Annotated in this window: 13 protein-coding genes and 2 tRNA genes; 9 read left to right on the forward strand and 6 right to left on the reverse strand. The window is 68.8% G+C overall.

Features of this window, described 5'->3' with window-relative positions:
* Positions 1–204 precede the first annotated feature (204 nt).
* Positions 205–298: transfer RNA gene (locus AAEX60_RS12605), tRNA-Ser, on the reverse strand.
* 320 nt (positions 299–618) lie between these two features.
* Between AAEX60_RS12605 and AAEX60_RS12610 the strand changes: the two genes are divergently transcribed.
* The 4 genes from AAEX60_RS12610 to AAEX60_RS12625 all read left to right on the forward strand — a co-directional run bounded on the left by AAEX60_RS12610 (position 619) and on the right by AAEX60_RS12625 (position 3,968).
* Positions 619–706, forward strand: a tRNA-Ser gene (locus AAEX60_RS12610).
* A 63-nt stretch (positions 707–769) separates the two neighbouring features.
* Complete coding sequence (locus tag AAEX60_RS12615) at positions 770–1,294, forward strand: hypothetical protein (protein WP_342103914.1); 525 nt, start codon at positions 770–772, stop codon at positions 1,292–1,294.
* Between the two features lie 30 nt (positions 1,295–1,324).
* Positions 1,325–2,296 (forward strand): NAD(P)H-quinone oxidoreductase, encoded by a 972-nt coding sequence (locus AAEX60_RS12620; RefSeq protein WP_342103915.1) that lies wholly within the window; start codon positions 1,325–1,327, stop codon positions 2,294–2,296.
* A gap of 52 nt (positions 2,297–2,348) precedes the next feature.
* Positions 2,349–3,968, forward strand: coding sequence for an LCP family protein (locus AAEX60_RS12625; protein ID WP_342103916.1), 1,620 nt, complete (start codon positions 2,349–2,351; stop codon positions 3,966–3,968).
* An 83-nt stretch (positions 3,969–4,051) separates the two neighbouring features.
* Here the strand turns inward: AAEX60_RS12625 and AAEX60_RS12630 are convergent, their stop codons facing one another.
* Complete coding sequence (locus AAEX60_RS12630) at positions 4,052–4,447, reverse strand: hypothetical protein (protein WP_342103917.1); 396 nt, start codon at positions 4,445–4,447, stop codon at positions 4,052–4,054.
* 78 nt (positions 4,448–4,525) lie between these two features.
* Here AAEX60_RS12630 and argG point away from each other — a divergent pair, with 78 nt between their 5' ends.
* Complete coding sequence (argG, locus tag AAEX60_RS12635; RefSeq protein WP_342103918.1) at positions 4,526–5,944, forward strand: argininosuccinate synthase; 1,419 nt, start codon at positions 4,526–4,528, stop codon at positions 5,942–5,944.
* Positions 5,945–6,055: 111 nt separating this feature from the next.
* On the opposite strand, the gene AAEX60_RS12640 is transcribed toward argG, so the two are convergent.
* Positions 6,056–6,733: a hypothetical protein gene (locus AAEX60_RS12640; protein WP_342103919.1), complete on the reverse strand. Its 678-nt coding sequence runs from the start codon at positions 6,731–6,733 to the stop codon at positions 6,056–6,058.
* A 201-nt stretch (positions 6,734–6,934) separates the two neighbouring features.
* A complete protein-coding gene (locus AAEX60_RS12645; RefSeq protein ID WP_342103920.1) occupies positions 6,935–8,677 on the reverse strand; it encodes a pyruvate dehydrogenase in 1,743 nt (580 codons plus the stop codon).
* A 193-nt stretch (positions 8,678–8,870) separates the two neighbouring features.
* Here AAEX60_RS12645 and AAEX60_RS12650 point away from each other — a divergent pair, with 193 nt between their 5' ends.
* The 4 genes from AAEX60_RS12650 to AAEX60_RS12665 all read left to right on the forward strand — a co-directional run bounded on the left by AAEX60_RS12650 (position 8,871) and on the right by AAEX60_RS12665 (position 14,370).
* Complete coding sequence (locus AAEX60_RS12650; RefSeq protein WP_342103921.1) at positions 8,871–10,085, forward strand: amidohydrolase; 1,215 nt, start codon at positions 8,871–8,873, stop codon at positions 10,083–10,085.
* Positions 10,082–11,584 carry an MFS transporter gene (locus tag AAEX60_RS12655; RefSeq protein WP_342103922.1) on the forward strand — a complete coding sequence of 501 codons (1,503 nt, stop codon included), beginning with the start codon at positions 10,082–10,084 and terminating at the stop codon, positions 11,582–11,584. The genes AAEX60_RS12650 and AAEX60_RS12655 overlap by 4 nt, the downstream gene beginning before the upstream one ends.
* Before the next feature lie 96 nt (positions 11,585–11,680).
* Complete coding sequence (locus tag AAEX60_RS12660) at positions 11,681–12,865, forward strand: amidohydrolase (protein WP_342103923.1); 1,185 nt, start codon at positions 11,681–11,683, stop codon at positions 12,863–12,865.
* Positions 12,862–14,370 (forward strand): MFS transporter, encoded by a 1,509-nt coding sequence (locus AAEX60_RS12665; protein WP_342103924.1) that lies wholly within the window; start codon positions 12,862–12,864, stop codon positions 14,368–14,370. Before AAEX60_RS12660 ends, AAEX60_RS12665 begins: the two co-directional genes overlap by 4 nt.
* A 138-nt stretch (positions 14,371–14,508) precedes the next feature.
* Here AAEX60_RS12665 and AAEX60_RS12670 read toward each other — a convergent pair whose 3' ends face one another.
* Entirely contained in the window at positions 14,509–16,476 is a 1,968-nt protein-coding gene (locus tag AAEX60_RS12670; protein ID WP_342103925.1) for an ABC transporter ATP-binding protein, read from the reverse strand.
* Entirely contained in the window at positions 16,473–18,410 is a 1,938-nt protein-coding gene (locus AAEX60_RS12675) for an ABC transporter ATP-binding protein (protein WP_342103926.1), read from the reverse strand. Before AAEX60_RS12675 ends, AAEX60_RS12670 begins: the two co-directional genes overlap by 4 nt.
* Positions 18,411–18,495: the final 85 nt, after the last annotated feature.

The raw sequence follows: 18,495 nt of genomic DNA on the forward strand, positions 1-18,495 counted from the left end.
AACCCCTCGGCCCACAACCCGGCACCAACTTCAGCTGGGAAGACGGCAACGGCATCCAGAAAGGCTGGGCCGGCCGCTGGCGACCATGACACGCCCGAAGCCATACACACATTTCTGCCGCTAACCCCCAAGTGCGGTTGGGAGCCCAAGCACAGAAACGGCCATCGGGCCGGACCCTGAACGGATCCGACCCGATGGCCGTGTTGGCGGAGGTGGCGAGATTTGAACTCGCGATGGGGTTTTAGCCCCAAACCCGCTTAGCAGGCGGGCGCCATAGACCGGACTAGGCGACACCTCCAACGAGGATCAAGGCTACCGTGCCCTCGGCTCTGGGGCAAAGCGGACCTCCCCAGACCATCGGGCGTGACCAAGTTGGCAGTCTTTTCGCGATTTGAACGTGTCCAACCAACTTCTGTGTCCGCTGGGGCGCCAACTTTGGCAAGCCGTCACCTCGCGGGCGCCCAGGATCACCCGGCTGGCGAACCACTACGGGCTGTGCACTGGTCCCGACCGTCCACGGACAACCCCTCAAACCCCGCCACGACACGCGGCCGGGGCTGGCCGGGGTGGTCAACCGGGTACGATGAACGCTGACGTGCAGGCGACGCCTGCCGGCACGGCGAGGTCGCATAGTGGACTAGTGCAGTCGCCTTGAAAGCGACCGAGGGGCAACTCTCCGTGGGTTCGAATCCCACCCTCGCCGCCAGCGCTGACGGGAGCGAGTGCTTCCAGCACCCATCCATTGCAAGCCCAGCAAGCAAGGAGTGACGTGACCACCCCCCACCCCGCACCCCAACGCTATGTACTCAAGCCGCAACCACCGCTGCGGGCCTTCCTCATCTCCGCCATCCTGCTCCTGCTGGGGGCGATCCTGCTGTCCAGCACCAGCGGCGGCGGCTCGGTGGTCTGGGTGGCGCTGAGCTGGATCGTGCTGCTCCTGGGCCTGGCCCTGGCCGGCATGGCCGGCTGGTCCATGGTCACGATGCGCACCTTCGTCGACCTGGATGACGACGGCTACCGGATCACCGGACCCGGCGCGGACAAGGCCGGACGGTGGGACGAGGTGACCAAGGTCACCACCAGCGGCGAGGGCGCCCACCTGACCCTCTACCACGGCCAGACCAACCGCACCCACATCCTGTGCCCGGGTGGTGCCGCCGACGCCGAGATGACCCGGCTGGTGACCGACGTCGCCCAGCACCTGGACGCCAACCGCGGCTACGGCGAGACCATGAACGTCCCGCTGATCAACCCGCACGAACCGCCCAATTCGGACGTCGTCTCCCACGGTTGAGTGCCCCACCCGGTGTGGCAGGCTTGAGCCATGCGTGCAATCACCGTGAACGAGCCGGGTGGCCCCGAGCAGATCGAGTGGGCCGAGGTGGAGACTCCTTCCCCAGCGCCGGGTGAGGTGCTGGTCAAGACCATCGCCGCCGGGGTGAACCGGGCAGACCTGCTGCAGCGTCAAGGCCACTACCCGCCCCCGAAGGGGATCAGCGACGTGATGGGCCTGGAGGCCACCGGAACCATCGCCGAGCTGGGCGAGGGTGTCACCGGGATGAGCATCGGAGACCAGGTGGTCTGCCTGCTGGCCGGCGGGGGCTACGCCGAGTACTTCGTGGTGCCGGCCGGGCAGTGCATCGCCATTCCGCAGGGGGTCGACGCGGTCACCGCCGCCGGTCTTGTGGAGGTGGCGGCCACCGTCGTCAGCAACATGGACGGCGTGAACCTCAAGCCGGGTGAGACCTTCCTGGTGCACGGCGGCGCCGGTGGCATCGGCACCTTCGCCATCCAGTACGCCAAGGCGCTGGGCTGCCGGGTGCTTACCACGGCGGGCTCCGAGGACAAGCTGGAGCACTGCCGTCAGATGGGCGCCGACGTCGCCATCGACTACCACGACGACTGGGTGACGGCCGTGAAGGAGGCCACCGAAGGCAAGGGCGCCGACGTGATCCTGGACGTGATGGGCGCCAAGTACCTGGAGCTGAACGTGGATGCACTGGCCACCGAGGGACGGCTGGTGATCATCGGGATGCAGGGCGGCGTCAAGGGCACCCTGAACATCGGCAAGCTGCTGAACAAGCGCGCCGTGGTCACCGCCACCAGCCTGCGCGGCCGCCCCGCCGAACAGAAGGCCCAGATCTGCCAGCGAGTGGCCGAGGTGGTCTGGCCGATGGTGGCCGACGGCCGGATCAAGCCCGCCCCGGAGACCCGGATCCCGCTGGCCGAGGCCCGTCGGGCGCACGAGCAGCTGGCCGGCGGCAGCAATATCGGCAAGATCATCCTGGTGGCCTGAGGTGGCCCAGCACGACGGGGGGCGGCCACAACCCGCGGGCCGACGAGTGCTGGTGACCGAACAGGATCTGGCCGACCAGAAGGCCCCGCGCCGGGGTGCGGGCGGCCTGTTTCCGCGATTCGGGGATGCGATCGGCTGGACGGTCCTGGGCACCGCCCTTCCGGGGCTGGGCCTGGTGCGCCGCAGCCGGGCCCTGGGCCTGACCGTGCTGGGACTCTTCCTGACCAGCGTGGCTTTCCTGGTCTTCAAGGGCACCACGGATCTGGGCTGGTTCGCCCGGACCATCACCACCCCCCGTCGGCTCCGTCTGGCCGCCGTCCTGCTGGTGCTGGGCGCGCTGGTCTGGGCGGCGGTGATCGTCGGGACCTGGCTGGTGCACCGCCCCCGTCGCCTCACCGGCGCCCAACGAACCGTGGCCAGTGTGCTGGTGGGGATGCTGAGCTTCGTGACGTCGGCGCCGCTCACCCTGGGCGGCCACTACGCCCTGACCCAGGCCGCCACCATCGACTCGATCTTCGGCAAGGGTGGCCGCTCCCAGACCCGGCCCACTCTCGGCTCCGGCCGGAATGTCTGGAAGGACAAGCCGCGGCTCAACATCCTGTTGCTGGGCGGTGACAGCTCGGACTTCCGGCGCAACACCCAGCACGTCGGAGTCGACGAGATGAACACCGACACCATGATCCTGGCGTCGATCAACACCCAGACCGGCGCGACGGTCCTGGTGCAGCTGCCCCGCAACCTGGCCAAGGCGCCTTTCCCTGCCGGCAAGCTGCGCGACGCCTACCCCGACGGGTTCACCAACGGCGACCCGATGGACCAGTCCTACGCGCTCAATGCCGTGTGGTCCAATGTGCCCAAGGAACATCCGGACCTGTTCACCGACACCGACCAGCCCGGCGCCGACGCGCTGAAGCTGAGCATCGGGGAAATCACCGGCCTGGTGCCCGACTACTTCGCCCTGGTGGACCTGAATGGCCTCACGTCGGTGATCGACGCGATGGGCGGCGTCACGGTCAACATCAACCAGCGGCTGCCGATCAACGGCTCGGCGGACCATCCGGAGAACACCACGGGCTTCCTGGAGGTGGGGCCCAACCAGAAGCTCAACGGCTATCACGCCTTGTGGTACGGCCGCAGCCGGTACATGGACCCGCTGGGCGACTTCGGCCGGATGGGCCGCCAGCGCTGCCTGGTGAAGGCCATCATCGACCAGGCCGACGTGCCGACGATGCTCACCAAGTACGAGGCGATCGCCAGCGCGTCCAAGAACATGATCAAGACCGACATCCCGTCGAATGTGTTGCCCGAGATCGCCGATCTTTCCCTGGACGTGCGGGACTCCGGCAAGCAGACCAGCGTGCTGTTCGTGAATGGCAAGGACGGTTTCGTCTCCGCGGAGCCGGACTTCCCGGCCATGAAGAAGCGGGTGGAGCGGGCCATCCAGGAGGCGGAGAACCCGCCCACGGCTGCCCCGAAGCCGACGGCGCCCAAGGCCACCAAGCCGGCCAGTGCCGCCCCGACCTCGGCCGAACCCTCCCCCGGGAACTCGGCCAGCGATTCGGCCAGCCCGTCGGCCTCGGCCAGCACCCCGGCCGCGGAGAATCTCAGCGACGCCTGCGCCTTCAACCCGATCCAGCAGGACGCCAGCCCCAGCGCCACCCCCAGCCGCTGAGGCTGCACCCGTCGGGCCCGTTGACAGGCTCGGGGACCGTGGTTGGTTGCTCGGGAGCCACCGGCGGTGGGCCCTGCCCGGGATCAGAGGAGCGTGACCACCCAGGCCAGGCTGACGGCCCAGGTGGCGACGGTGAGCAGGATCACCGCGAAGATCACCCGTCGCCACTCCCGCCCGGGGACGGCGTCCGGCTCGTCGGAGACCTCGCCCCGCATCCGCGGCATCGCCGGCAGCGCGTAGTACACGTCGACATCGCCCTGCTCCGGCACCTCCACCACGGCGGCGGCGTCCCCGGTGCGGCCCAGCGGGACCCGGCCGGAGAAGACCAGCTCGTGCGGCCCGGGGCTGGTGGTCAGCTGGTGCACCACCGCCGGGTCCCCGGCCGCCAGCTGGTGGGGCTGCCCGTCCAACTGGACGGCGACGTCGCCCCTGGCGTTGATGGCAAGCAGGTGCAGGCGCAGGGTGGGGGCGGCAGGCATGTCCCCATCCTTCCAGACCAGCCCAAGGCAGGGAATATTTATTCGACGGATCGAATAGATATGCGCTAGGCTGCTGCCGTGTCCAAAGTTCTGACTTCCCTTCCGGCCGGCGAAAAGGTCGGCATCGCCTTCTCCGGAGGCCTCGACACCTCCGTCGCCGTCGCGTGGATGCGCGAGAAGGGTGCGATTCCCTGCACCTACACCGCGCACATCGGCCAGTACGACGAGCCCGACATCGAGTCGGTGCCCGGCCGCGCCGGCCAGTACGGCGCCGAGATCAGCCGTCTGGTGGACTGCCGCGAGCAGCTGGTCGAGGAGGGCCTGAGCGCCCTGGCCTGTGGCGCCTTCCACATCCGCAGCGCCGGCCGCGCCTACTTCAACACCACGCCGATCGGCCGGGCCGTCACCGGCACCCTGCTGGTGCGCGCGATGGCCAGCGACGACGTGAACATCTGGGGCGACGGGTCCACCTACAAGGGCAATGACATCGAGCGCTTCTACCGCTACGGCCTGATGGCCAACCCGCAGCTGCGCATCTACAAGCCGTGGCTGGACGAGGACTTCGTGCGCGAGCTGGGCGGCCGCGACGAGATGTCGGTCTGGCTCACCGAGCGCAAGCTGCCCTACCGGGACTCCAAGGAGAAGGCCTACTCCACCGACGCCAACATCTGGGGCGCCACCCACGAGGCCAAGACCCTGGAGAGCCTGGACGTCTCGCTGGAGACCGTCGAGCCGATCATGGGCGTGAAGTTCTGGGATCCGTCGGTGCAGATCGACACCGAGGACGTCAAGATCACCTTCCACCAGGGCCGTCCGGTGGAGATCAATGGCGAGAGCTTCGGCTCCCCGGTCGACCTGGTGATGAAGGCCAATGAGATCGGTGGCCGGCACGGTCTGGGCATGAGCGACCAGATCGAGAACCGGATCATCGAGGCCAAGTCCCGCGGCATCTACGAGGCCCCCGGCATGGCGCTGCTGTTCATCGCCTACGAGCGGCTGCTGAACGCCATCCACAACGAGGACACCCTGGCCAACTACCACTCCGAGGGCTTCCGGCTGGGTCGGTTGATGTACGAGGGCCGTTGGCTGGATCCGCAGAGCCTGATGCTGCGCGAGTCCATCACCCGCTGGGTGGCCTCCGCGGTCACCGGCACGGTCACGCTGCGCCTGCGTCGCGGCGAGGACTACACCATCCTGGACACCGATGGCCCGAACTTCAGCTACCACGCGGAGAAGCTGTCGATGGAGCGCGTCGAGGACGCGGCCTTCGGCCCGACGGACCGGATCGGCCAGCTGACCATGCGCAACCTGGACATCGCCGACTCCCGCGAGAAGCTGGAGATCTACGCCGCCCAGGGCGTGCTGGGTGGCGCCTCCGCCGAGCTGGTGGGCGAGCTCCAGGCCGGCGCCGGCAAGTCCATCCCGTCGCTGGGACGCGGCGCGGGTGAGGCCGAGGCCTCGCTGGACGCCGCCGCCATGGACTTCGGGCTGGACTGACCCGCGGAGGTCAGCGCCTCACCTGGCGCCGCACGACGTACTGCGCTCCCGGCGAATGGCCGGGGGCGCAGTGTCATCTCCCCGGACATTTGCCGCAAGTCCCACCACGGCTCAGCATCCCCAGAAGATGCCCTTGGACTGCTGCTGCACCATCACCCAGCTGACGTCCAGGTCCGCGGAGGCGTTGCTGTCCTGCCCACTGTCGGCCCGGTGACCAAACAGGATCTCCCGGTTGCCCTGGCTGATCCGGCCGACGGTCAGCTTGCCCTGCTCACCGGCGGGCAGCGTGACATAGCTGAAGCGCGGGCCGTAGATCTTTGCCACCTGGGCGAAGGTCATCCCGGCATGCGCCCCGGAGGTGGTCTTCATCATCGGGTTCATGGTGGAGACCCCGATCAGCTTTCCGTCGCCATCGAAGTTCAACTCGATGCCGAGGATCTGGGGCGCCCTGGTGGGGTCCCACATCTTGTCGCAGGCCTGGTTGGGCGTCGCCAGCCCTTGCTCCTGCAGTCTCGCGCCGGGGGTGCCCAAGGTGTAGGCGCCGATCCCCTGATAGCTGATCACGCTCTGGGTGTTGATCAACTGGTCGACAGGCCTGCTGGCCGAAGCCGCCGGCGACGGCGCCGCCGAGGACGTGGGCGGCGCCGAGCCGTCGGACGTGCTCGACACCGAGGGCTTGGGCGCCGGCGTGCTCTGCCCCGACAGGCCCGGGAGGGGGCTCTTCCCGTTCGGCGCACACCCCACCGCCAGCAGACTCGCCAGGGCCAGCACCATCACCCGCTGTTTCATGACCGCTCCCTCCCGCGTCATCCACCCACAAGATAGGTCGCTTCGGGTCGCGGCGCGCAGGACTCGTCGTGGGATTCCGAAAAGCGACCGCCAGATTGGCGGTCTGCCCCGGGCCCCCACGTGGGCGGCCCGGAAGACGTGAATCTGGCGGTCGCTTTTCGGATTCGGTGGCAGGCGAGGGAGCCCGAGCCAGTCCGGGATTCAGCTCCGCGGAATGTTGCGCAGGTTGGAACGGGCCATGCTGACCACCTCACCGGCGCCGCCGTTGAGGACGGTGCGGCTCATCGCCGTCGCGAAGCCGTAGACCTGGTCCAGGCTGACCTCGGGCGGGATGGACAGGGCGTTCGGGTCGGTGACCACCTCCACCAGCGCCGGTCCATCGTGCTCCAGGGCCTCGCGGTAGGCCTTCTGGAGGTCCTTGCCGTCCTCCACCCGGATGCCCTTGATCCCGACGGCATTCGCGACGGCGGCATAGTTCGCATCTGGCACGTCGGTTCCGGAGCTGGGCAGGCCGTTGACCAGCATCTCCAGCTTCACCATGCCCAGCGTCGAGTTGTTGAACACGACGAGCTTGACCGGCAGCCGGTAGGTGGCGACGGTGAGCAGCTCGCCCAGCAGCATTGACAGGCCTCCATCGCCGCAGACGCCAATCACCTGACGGCCCGGGTAGGCCACCTGCGCGCCCATGGCATGCGGCAGCGCATTGGCCATCGAACCGTGCAGGAAGGAACCAATCAGCCGGCGGCGGCCATTGGGCGTGACGTAACGGGCGGTCCACACATTGCACATGCCCGTGTCGGCGGTGAAGACGGCATCCTCACTGGCCAAGTCGTCCAGCACGGCCATCGCGTACTCCGGGTGGATGGGCTTCATCGTGCGGGCATTGCGGGTGTAGGCATTGGTGCCCTTGTCCACGATCCGGTGGTGCTTCTTGAGCATCTGCTTCAGGAAGCGGTCGCTGCGCTTGTTCTTCACCAAGGGCAGCAGGGCCTGCAGGGTCGGCAGCACGTCCGCATGCACCGCGACGTCGACGTCGGTGCGCCGGCCCAGGTGCTGCGCGGCCCGGTCAACCTGTGCGGTGCGGACCTCGGGCAGGAACTGGTCATAGGGGAAGTCCGTCCCCAGCAGGAGCAGCAGGTCCGCATCCTCCATGCCGGCCGCAGCCGCGCCATAGCCCAGCAGGCCGGTCATCCCCACGTCGTAGGGATTGTCGTACTGGATGAAGTCCTTGCCCCGCAGGGAATGCCCGACGGGGGCATTGATCCGGCCAGCGAGCTCGATCACCTCGTCGTGGGCACCCTGGACGCCGGCACCGGCGAAGATGGCCACCTTGTCCGCGGCATTGATGGCCTCGGCCAGTTGCTGCAGGGAGGTGGGATCGGGGTGCAGGGAGCCGCGGGCGACGGGCGTGTGCAGCGGCGCGTCGGCGGTGGCCTCCTGGTCCGTGACGTCGGCGGGGATGGTGACCACGGAGACGCCGTTCAGGGTGACGGCGTGCTGGATGGCGGCCTCGACCACCCGCGGCGACTGCTGTGGGGTGCTGACCAGCTCGCAGTAGACGCTGCACTCGGTGAACAGCCGGTCCGGGTGGGTCTCCTGGAAGTAACCCTGGCCGATCTGGGCGCTGGGGATGTGCGAGGCGATCGCCAGCACGGGCGCACCGGAGCGGTTCGCGTCGTACAGGCCATTGATCAGGTGCAGGTTGCCGGGGCCGCAGGATCCGGCGCAGACCGCCAATTCACCGGTCAGCTGGGCGTCCGCGGCGGCGGCGAAGGCCGCAGCCTCCTCGTGGCGAACGTGGATCCAGTCGATCCCGCCCTTCTCCGCCCCGCCGGTGCGGCGCACCGCGTCGACAATCGGGTTGAGTGAGTCCCCAACGATGCCGTAGATGCGACGGACTCCCGTCGCCCGCAACTGGGCCACGATCTGGTCTGCGAGTTTCATCCGGTGTTGGCCTCCTGTGCCTGGCGGAGGCCGGTGCCCCCACGACGTCCGCAGCCACGCTACGTCGCCGCAATTCACCACCACGAGGCATTCGGCCACCGGCGAACGTCCCGGCAACTGACGGAAACCCCCAGCCCGCGCGTGAAATGGTCCCTACCGTCGAAGAAAGGCACCCACGGAAGGACGCGAAAGCATGAGCAGCACCGACCCCGCCCTGCAGGGCATCGAGCAGACGCTGGTCTGGCAGGAGGAGCTCTACAAGCAGCTGCACGCCAACCCGGAACTGTCCATGCAGGAGAGCGAGACAGCGGCCGAGATCACCCGTCGGCTGGAGGGCTTCGGCTACCAGACGCAGCAGGTCGGCGGCGGCGTCGTCGGCGTGCTCGAAAATGGTGAGGGACGCTGCGTCCTGACCCGTGCGGACATCGACGCCCTGCCCGTCACCGAGGCCACCGGCCTGGACTACGCCTCGCAGATCGACGGTGCGATGCACGCCTGCGGCCACGACATGCACATCACCTGGAGCCTGGGCGCGGCCGAGCTGCTCGCCCAGCACCGCGACGCGTGGAGCGGCACCCACGTCGCCCTCTTCCAGCCGGGCGAGGAGATCGCCGCCGGGGCCCGCTCCATGGTGGACGACGGCCTGGTGGACAAGCTCCCCAAGCCCGACGTCTGCCTGTCCCAGCACGTGCTGCCCGGCCTGGCCGGCACCGTGTCCACCTCCCCCGGTCCCATCCTGTCCGCGGGCGACAGCATCCGGATCACCCTGCACGGCAAGGGATCCCACGGTTCCATGCCGCACCTGGGCGTCGACCCGGTGGTGCTGGCGTCCACCATCGTGGTGCGGCTGCAGGGGATTGTCAGCCGGGTGATCGCCCCCGGCGACTTCGGCGTCGTCACCGTCGGCAGCATCCAGGCCGGGAGCAAGTCCAACATCATCCCGGACTCCGCCACGCTGCTGCTCAACGTGCGCACCTATGACAATGCGGTGCGAGACAAGGTGCTCGAGGCCATCGAACGGATCGTGCGCGGCGAGTGCGAGGCCTCCGGTTGCCCCAAGGAGCCCGATTTCGAGTACTACGACCGCTTCCCGCTGACCACCAATGACGAGCAGACCACCCAGCAGGTCACCGACGCCTTCGTGGAGAGTTTCGGGCAGGAGCGGGTGCTGCACCTGGCCCCCATCCCCGCCAGCGAGGACTTCAGCGTCATCCCCGACGCGTTCGGCGTCCCCTACTGCTACTGGGGCGTCGGCGGCTTCGCCGAGGACGCCGAGGTGGTCGGCAACCACAACCCGGGCTTCGCCCCCACCATTCATCCCACCCTGCAGACCGGCACCGAGGCGTTGGCCGTCGCGACGCTGGCCTGGCTGGGCAAGAACACCCCCGAGAGTGAGAACAAGGCATGAGCACCACCCCCGCCACTCCCCCGGCGCAGGGCTTTCGCGGCAACGAGAAGTTGCTGTGGGGCATCGTGCTGGGCGTCACCACCTTCTGGCTCTTCGCCGGGACGACGGGCACGGTGGCCCGCAACATGTTGGCCGAGATCAATGGCCCCACCACCGCCCCCGGGCAGTGGGCCAACCCGCACGTCAGCGTCAACCAGATGAACCTCGCGGTGAGCATCACCGCCCTGTTCAGCGGCCTGTTCATCGTGCTGATGGGCGGTCTGGCGGACAAGCTCGGCCGTGTGAAGGTGGCCATCACCGGCAATGTGCTGGGCCTGGTGGGTTCCCTGCTGGTGGTGCTGGCCAGCGGTTCACTGGCGCTGCCGCTGCTGCTGACCGGCCGCGCCATCCAGGGCCTGTCGGCCGCCTGCATCATGCCGTCGACAATGGCGCTGCTGAAGGCCTACTGGGACGGCCCGGCCCGCCAACGCGCCGTGTCCATGTGGTCGATCGGCTCCTGGGGCGGCTCCGGTCTGGCTGCCATCTTCGGCGGCTTCGTCGCCACCAACCTTGGCTGGCGCTACATCTTCTGGGCGTCCATCGTGATCTCACTGATCTCGATCGCCATGATGTGGGGCACCCCGGAGAGCCGGGCCGAGAAGACCGTCCGCAGGCGCTTCGACATCGTCGGCCTGGGCGTCTTCATCGTCACCATCCTGGCCCTGATGATCGTCGTGATCTTCGGCAAGCAGCTCGGCTGGGCCAGCATCACGACGCTGGGGCTGGCCGCCGTGGCGCTCGTCGGCCTGACGGCCTTCATCTGGTGGGAACAGAAGCAGGCCAACCCGTTCATGGACTTCAGCCTGTTCTCCAACAAGACCTTCACCGGCGCCACCATCTCCAACTTCACCATCAACGCCACCATCGGGCTGCTGATCGTCAGCCAGCAGATGCTCCAGCTGGCCCGCCCCGAGCGCTTCGACGCCTGGCACGCCGGCCTGCTGACTCTGGGCTATGCCATCACGATCATCGGCTTCATCCGCGTCGGTGAGAAGCTGCTGCAGAAGTTCGGCCCGCGCAAGCCGATGCTGTGGGGCGCCGCGATCGTCGGCGTCGTGTGCGTCCTGCTGGCCATGACCCAGGTGCTGGTCGGGACCTACACCATCCTGGCCGTGGTGGCCTACGCCCTGTTCGGTCTGGGCCTGGCCTTCTACGCCACCCCATCCACCGACGCCGCGCTGAGCAACCTGCCCGCCGCCCAGTCCGGCTCCGGCTCCGGCATCTACAAGATGGCCTCCAGCCTGGGCTCCGCCATCGGCGCGGCCCTGTCCCTGGCCATCTTCACCGCGGTGATGGGGGCCGACGTCACCCGCATCGGCGACGCGGTGCACATGAACGGCATCCAGACCAATGTGAACATCCGCACCGCGGGCATGGTCACCATGCTGTTCAACCTCTTCCTGGTCGTCGTCTCGATGATCTCGATCATGGTCACGGTGCCGAAACAGCAGAAGTCCTGACAGAACAACCCCACAAGAAGAAACTGGTTCCACGGGCCGGGCATCGCCGACGCGACGCCCGGCCCGTGGCCTTGACAAGAACCGAGGAGAACAGCAATGACGGTGGATCTCACAGCGGTACAGCTTCCGCTGGCCTGGCAGGAGGAGCTCTACAAAGACCTCCATGCCCACCCCGAACTGTCGATGCAGGAGACCGAGACCCTGGCGGATATCACCCGTCGGCTCGACGAGATGGGCTATGACACCATCACGGTCGGTGGTGGCGTCGTCGGTGTCCTCGCCAATGGCGACGGCCCGACGGTGCTGACCCGGGCCGATTTCGACGCCCTGCCGGTGGCCGAGGACACTGGGCTGGACTACATGTCGACGGTTGAGGGAGTGATGCACGCCTGCGGACATGACATGCACGTCACCTGTGCGCTGGGCGTCGCCGCACTGCTGGGCGAGCACCGCGACGCGTGGCGCGGCACCTACCTGGCGCTCTTCCAGCCCGGTGAGGAAACCGCGGCGGGCGCCGCCTCAATGGTGGCCGACGGACTGGTGGACAAGGTCCCCAGGCCCGACGTCTGCCTGGGGCAGCACGTGATGGGCATGCCCGCGGGGCAGGTGTACATCGCGCCGGGCGCCGTGATGGCCACGGGTGACAGCATCACCGTCACCGTCTTCGGCGTCGGCAGTCACGGGTCAATGCCGCACTTCGGGGTGGACCCGGTGCTGCTTGCGTCCGCCATCGTGATGCGCCTGCAGACCATCGTCAGCCGGGTGATCGCGCCCGGCGACTTCGGCGTCGTGACCGTCGGCAGCCTGCATGCCGGGACCAAGGCCAACGTGATCGGTGACCGGGCCGTGCTCGAGCTCAATGTGCGCGCCTACCACCCCGAGGTCCGGCAGAAGTTGCTGGCCTCGATCGAGCAGATCGTGCGCGCCGAGTGCGCGGCCTCCGGCTCGCCCAGGGAGCCCACCTTCGAGTACCACGACATCTTCCCGCCCACGAACAATGACGACGCCCTGACCGCCACGGTACGCTCCGCCCTGGAAGCCGCGCTCGGCAGTGACAATGTGAAGACCATGCCTCCGGCCACCGGATCCGAGGACTTCAGCCGCATTCCCGACGCCTTTGGGGTGCCCTACTGCTTCTGGACCTGGGGCGGTTTCCCGGAGGGCGAGCCACCCGTCGCCAACCACAACCCGCGGTTCGCACCCGTGATCCACCCCACCATCGAGTCCGGTACCCGCGCCCTGCTGGCCGCCTCCCTCGCCTGCCTCCGTGGTGCACGATGAGCACGCAGATCGCGGCCCCCGCCGCCAGCGAATACCGGGGAACCGAGAAGCTGCTGTGGGGCTCCGTCCTGGGGCTGCTCACCTTCTGGCTCTTCGCGGGCAGTCTGGGTGCCGTTGCCCGACGGGTGCTGAGCGACGTCAATGGCCCCTACACCGATGCGGCCACCAAGACCTGGGCCGATCCGGTGCTCACCGTCAACCAGATGAACCTGGCCGTGGCCATCACCGCCCTGTTCAGTGGGCTGTTCATCGTCCTGATGGGCAGCATCGCTGACCGGATGGGTCGGGTGCGGATGGCCCTGGTGGGCAATGTGCTGGGCGTCGTCGGGTCTGTTCTGGTGTTGCTGTCCAGTGGCTCCCTGGCCCTACCGACGATGCTCCTCGGCCGCGCCGTCCAGGGCCTATCCGGCGCGTGCATCATGCCCGCCACCCTTGCGCTGGTGAAGGCCTACTGGGACGGTCCGGCGCGGCAGCGCGCGGTGTCCATGTGGTCCATCGGCACCTTTGGCGGCTCGTCGATGGCCGCCCTGTTCGGTGGCTTCCTGGCCTCCAACCTGGGTTGGCGCTACATCTTCGTCGCGTCGATCGTCGCGTCGGTGCTGAGCTTCGCGATGATCTGGGGCACGCCGGAGAGCCGCGCCGAACAGGTCTCCCACAAGGCCTTCGACCTGGTGGGCCTGCTGCTGTTCATGGTCACCGTGCTGTGCTTCATGGTGGTGGTGGTCTTCGGCAAGCAGTTGGGGTGGACCAGCCCGACGGCCCTGGGCTTGGGTGCCGTCTTCCTGCTTGGTCTGGTGGCCTTCGTGGTCTGGGAGCGGGGGCGTGAGCACCCGTTCATGGACTTCGCGCTGTTCCGCAACATCACCTTCACCGGCGCGGTGGTCTCCAACTTCGCCATCAACATGACCATCGGCATGCTGATGGTGAGCCAGCAGATGCTGCAGCTGGCCCGTCCGGAACGCTTCGACGCCTGGCACGCGGGCCTGTTGACGATTGGCTTCGCGGTGGCCGTGATCAGTTGCATCCGGATCGGGGAGAAACTGCTGCAGCGCTTCGGCCCCCGCAAGCCGATGATGTGGGGAGCCATGATCCTCGGCGTCACCAGCCTGTTGCTGATGCAGACCCAGGTGCTGGTGGGCACCTATGTGGTGCTGGCCGTGATCGCCTATGTGCTGTTCGGCCTGGGCCTGGCCTTCTACGCGACGCCCTCCACCGACGCCGCCCTGTCCAACCTGCCGCCCGCCCAGGCCGGTGCCGGCGCGGGGATCTACAAGATGGCCTCCAGTCTGGGCTCGGCCATCGGCGCCGCGGCCTCCCTGGCGATCTTCACCGGCGTGATGGGCAGCGGCTTCACCACCGGCTGGGTCTTCGAGATGCAGGGCATCCAGTCCAATGCCCGGGTGCGCACCGCGGGCATGGTGACGATGGGTTTCAACCTGCTGCTCACCCTGCTGGCCCTGGCCTCGGTCGCGTTGACCGTGCCCAAGGGGCGCAAGGAGGCCTGACCGCCTCCGCCTGACCCCGGCATGCGACTGGGCACCCCCGGACGACACTGGGCACCCGCTCCAGCGGGTGCCCAGTGACCGTCGGGGTGCAGAGTCGGAGTCTCCGTCCGCGGTTCGCGCCGGCCACCACAGGCCGAATCAGCTGGTCCAGGCCCGCCAGAGCGACGCGTACTCCCCGTCGCGGGCCATCAATTCGTCGTGCGAACCCAGCTCGGCGATCCGCCCGTCGATCACCACGGCAATCCGGTCCGCGTCGTGCGCGGTGTGCAGCCGGTGCGCGATGGCCACCACGGTGCGGCCGTCCAGCAGGCTGGCCATCGAACCCTCCAGGTGGCGGGCGGTCTTCGGGTCGATCAGGCTGGTGGCCTCGTCCAGCACCAGGGTGTGCGGGTCCGCGATCACCAGCCGGGCCAGCGCAATCTGCTGCGCCTGAGCCGGCGTGAGCACCTGGTTGCCGGAGCCGATCTTCGTGGCCAACCCGTCGGGCAACCGCTCCACCCACTCGGCGGCCTCGACGGCGCGCAGTGCCTGCCACACCTCATCGTCGGTGGCCGTCTGTTCCCGGGCCAGCACGATGTTGTCCCTCACGGAGCCGACGAAGACGTGGTGTTCCTGGGTGACCAGCGCCACCTGGGTGCGCAGGTCGGCCAGCGGCAGGTTCATCACGTCCACCCCGCCGACGCTGACCTCACCCGCCCGCGGCGAATTGATTCCGCTGAGCAGCCGGGCCAGGGTCGACTTGCCGGAACCGGACGGCCCGACGATGGCCAGCCGCTCCCCCGGACGAAGGTCCAGGCTGACACCGTGCAGCACGTCGTGACCCTCGCGATAGGCAAAGCGCAGGTCATCGGCCACCAAGTGGTCACCCAGCGGGATCTCGCCGGTGGCCTGCCGGTCCGGCGGCACGGCCGCGATCCCGAGCAGTCGGGTGGTGGAGGCCATCCCCACCTGCAGCCGGTCCAGGGTCTGGATCAGCCGGTCCATCGGCTCGATCAGCTGCTGCACGTAGATGGCGGCGGCGGTGATCTGGCCCAGCGTGACCCAGCCGTGGGCATGCCCCCAGGCACCCAGCAGCACGATCAGCACCAGCGGCCCTTGGTAGGCGTAGTCGACGCTCAGGAACATCTGGTTGCGCAGCGTCATGGTGTAGCGCTCGGCTTGGCCGGACTCCTCGATGTCGCCATCGGTCCGCCCGGTGCGGGCGTCCTGCAGCCGCAGCGACTCGACGGTCCGGGCACCCTCGATGGTCTCGGTCAGCCCGGTGTTGATCTGGGAATAGGTGCCGCCCTCGGTGATGTAGCCCTTCGGGGCCTTGCGCAGATACCCCCGGCTGACGATGGCCAGCAGCAGCATGGAGCCGACGCTGGGCAGCGCCAGGATCCACGAGTTGAGGAACATCGCCACCATGGTCAGTCCGGTCATCACCGACGCGATCACCAGCTGCGGCAGGGCCCACCGGACCGCCCCGGACATGGTGGAGACGTCCCTGGTCACCCGGGTGACCAGATCACCGCTGGAGGCCCGCTCCACCGTGGACAGCGGCAGCCGCAGCACGAAGCGCACGACGTACTCCCGAGCCTCCGCCAGCATGTCCTGGCCGAAGACGGCGCTGATCCGACGCGCCCCGAAGGTGAGCACCGTCTGCAGCAGCACCACGCCCACCACGGTCAGCGCAATTCCGTCCAACTGGCTGGCCAGGGCGTCGCCGCCCTGACCGGCCCGGTCCACCAGTCCGCCGAGCATCCGGGGCACCAACAGCCCGGCCACGGCCGCCAGCGCGTTGAGCAGCACCAGCCCGACGGCCAGCCGCTTGCGCTCGCCCAGCATTCGTCGGATGAAGGCCACCACATCGGAGTCCGGGGCCACGGGCAGGCCGCGCTCCGGGTTGCGGGAGCCGGCGTAGAACTCCTCGGCCCGCTCGCCGCGCAGGTCCCGACGCTGCCGCCAGCCGCGCAGGCGCAGTGGGAGCGGGACCGACTCGTCCACCTGCAGGATCTCGGGGATCTCCACCCCGCGGGCGGGCCCCTCCCGCCAGGTGCTGGCGGAGCTGGCCAACAGGTCCTCGGCCACCGGTGTCGCCGGGGCCGGCATCGTGTCCTCGCTCATCGGTTCCCTCCCTCCGGGCTCTCGTCGGTCTGGTCCATGTCCCGCGCGACGACGGCGCGGTAGCCCGGGTTGTCGGCCAACAGCTCGGCATGGGTGCCGCGGGCCACCGCCCTGCCGTCGTCCAGCAGCACCACCTCGTCGGCATGGTGCAGCAGCAGCGGAGAGACGGTGGTGATGATGGTGGTCCGGCCCCGACGGTGTTCCGCCAGCCGGGCGGCAATCCGGGCCTCGGTGTGGGCGTCGACGGCCGACGTCGGCTCCACCAGCACCAGCACCTCGGGATCGGCCAGCAGTGCGCGGGCCAGCACCAGGCGTTGCCGCTGGCCACCGGACAGGCCCCGGCCGCGTTCATCCAGCACCCCCTGCCAGCCACCGGGCAGGGCGTCGTAGACGTCCTCCGCATTGGCGGTGCGCAGCGCCTGTTCGGCCTGTTCCCGGGTGGCGCGGCCGTGCGGGTCCACCAGCTCCTGCAGGGTTCCGGCGAAGACCTGGGCATTGGCGTCGGCCACCAGCACCCGGGAGCGCACCTCATCCAACCGCACCCGGGAGAGGTCCACGTCGTCGAAGCTGACTCCCCAGTGCGCCTCGGCCCGTTCCTCGTCGGCCGCCACCAGGGTGGCCAACTGCTCCTGGCGCTCGGCCCGGGCGCGCTTGGCCGCCTTGCCCTTCAGGTCCTCGTCGATCACCAGTGAGACCGCCTCGGTCTGGCTGGGCAGGAAACGGCCGATCCGGTCCGCCAGCGCCGCCGAGTCATCCGGCAGGGCACTGACCACGACGGTCATCCGCCCGGGCTGCGCCACGAAACCGGAGGCCTCGTCGGTGATGGTGGCCCCCGCCGGTAGGGCCACCGGATCCGCCGGGTCCCGCCACGGCGGACGCTGGCCCAGCACGGCGATGGTCTTCTTGGCCGAGACCAGACCCTGCACCCACTTCTGCACGAACTCGTAGAAGGTGCTGATGGGCCAGACCATGAAGATGGCATAGCCGAAGAAGCTGACCAGCTGCCCGATGCTCAACCGCCCGGCCAGCATCTCCCGGGTGCCGAGCCAGGTCAGCACCACCAGCAGCAGCCCGGACAGCAGCACGCTGAGGGCGTCCACCGCGGCCTGCCAGGTGCCCGCCCGGACCCCGGCCCGACGAACCCGCTGGGACTGGTGGGCGTAGTTGTCCCCGAAGGTCTGCTCGCCGCCGATGCCGCGCAGGATCCGCAGGCCGGCCACGATGTCGGTGGCCATCCCGGTGAGTTCGCTGGAGCGGCTGCGCTCACTGGCCTGGGCACGCTGCAGCGGCTTGAGCAGGGGTGATGCGGCTCCCACCAGCAGCGGGGCGGCGATCAGCGTGACCAGTCCGAGCTTGGTGGACTCGGCCAGCACCAGGCCGGCGACGAAGATGAAGGCGGCCAGCGCGGCGATGGTGCGGCCCACCACCTCGAAGACCATGCCGTAGGTCTCCGCGTCGCCGCCCGCGATGGAGAGCATCTCCCCCGACGGCGTGCGGCGGGTGGCGACGTGCCCAAGCTGGGTTCCCTTGCGCAGCACCAGTTTCATGGTCTTGTACATCGCCACCAGGAAGCCGGTGACGGCGCTGGTGTGCATCAGGGTGCCGCCCACCACACCGACGGTGATGCTGAGCACCATCAGCAGCGCCCACGGCAGGGTGGCCCAGACGCTGCCCCGGCTGACCCCCTCGTCGATGGCGCGGCCGAGCAGCCACGGGTTGATCGCGCTGGGCAGGAACCACAGCGCGCCGACGGCGGCGCTGGCCAGCACCAGGTCCAGCTGCTGGCCCAGCAGCCAGCGCAGGAAGCGGGCCGGGCTGCGGGTGTCCGGCTCGTCCCCGGAAACGACGCCGCCCGGGCCGCCCGTCTGGTCAGGGGTCAGGGCGTCCCGGGTGCGTTGGCTGAAGGCCGTGGTGTCCGGCGGAAAGGTCTGCATGGCAGGAATGACACTAGATGCTGCCTCTGACAGTTTTCATCCGATTTTCCCCGCGCCCCACCAAACATGTACCGGTGCAGACAGG

The organism is Luteococcus sp. H101 (assembly GCF_038433155.1).
Classification (GTDB): Bacteria; Actinomycetota; Actinomycetes; order Propionibacteriales; family Propionibacteriaceae; genus Luteococcus.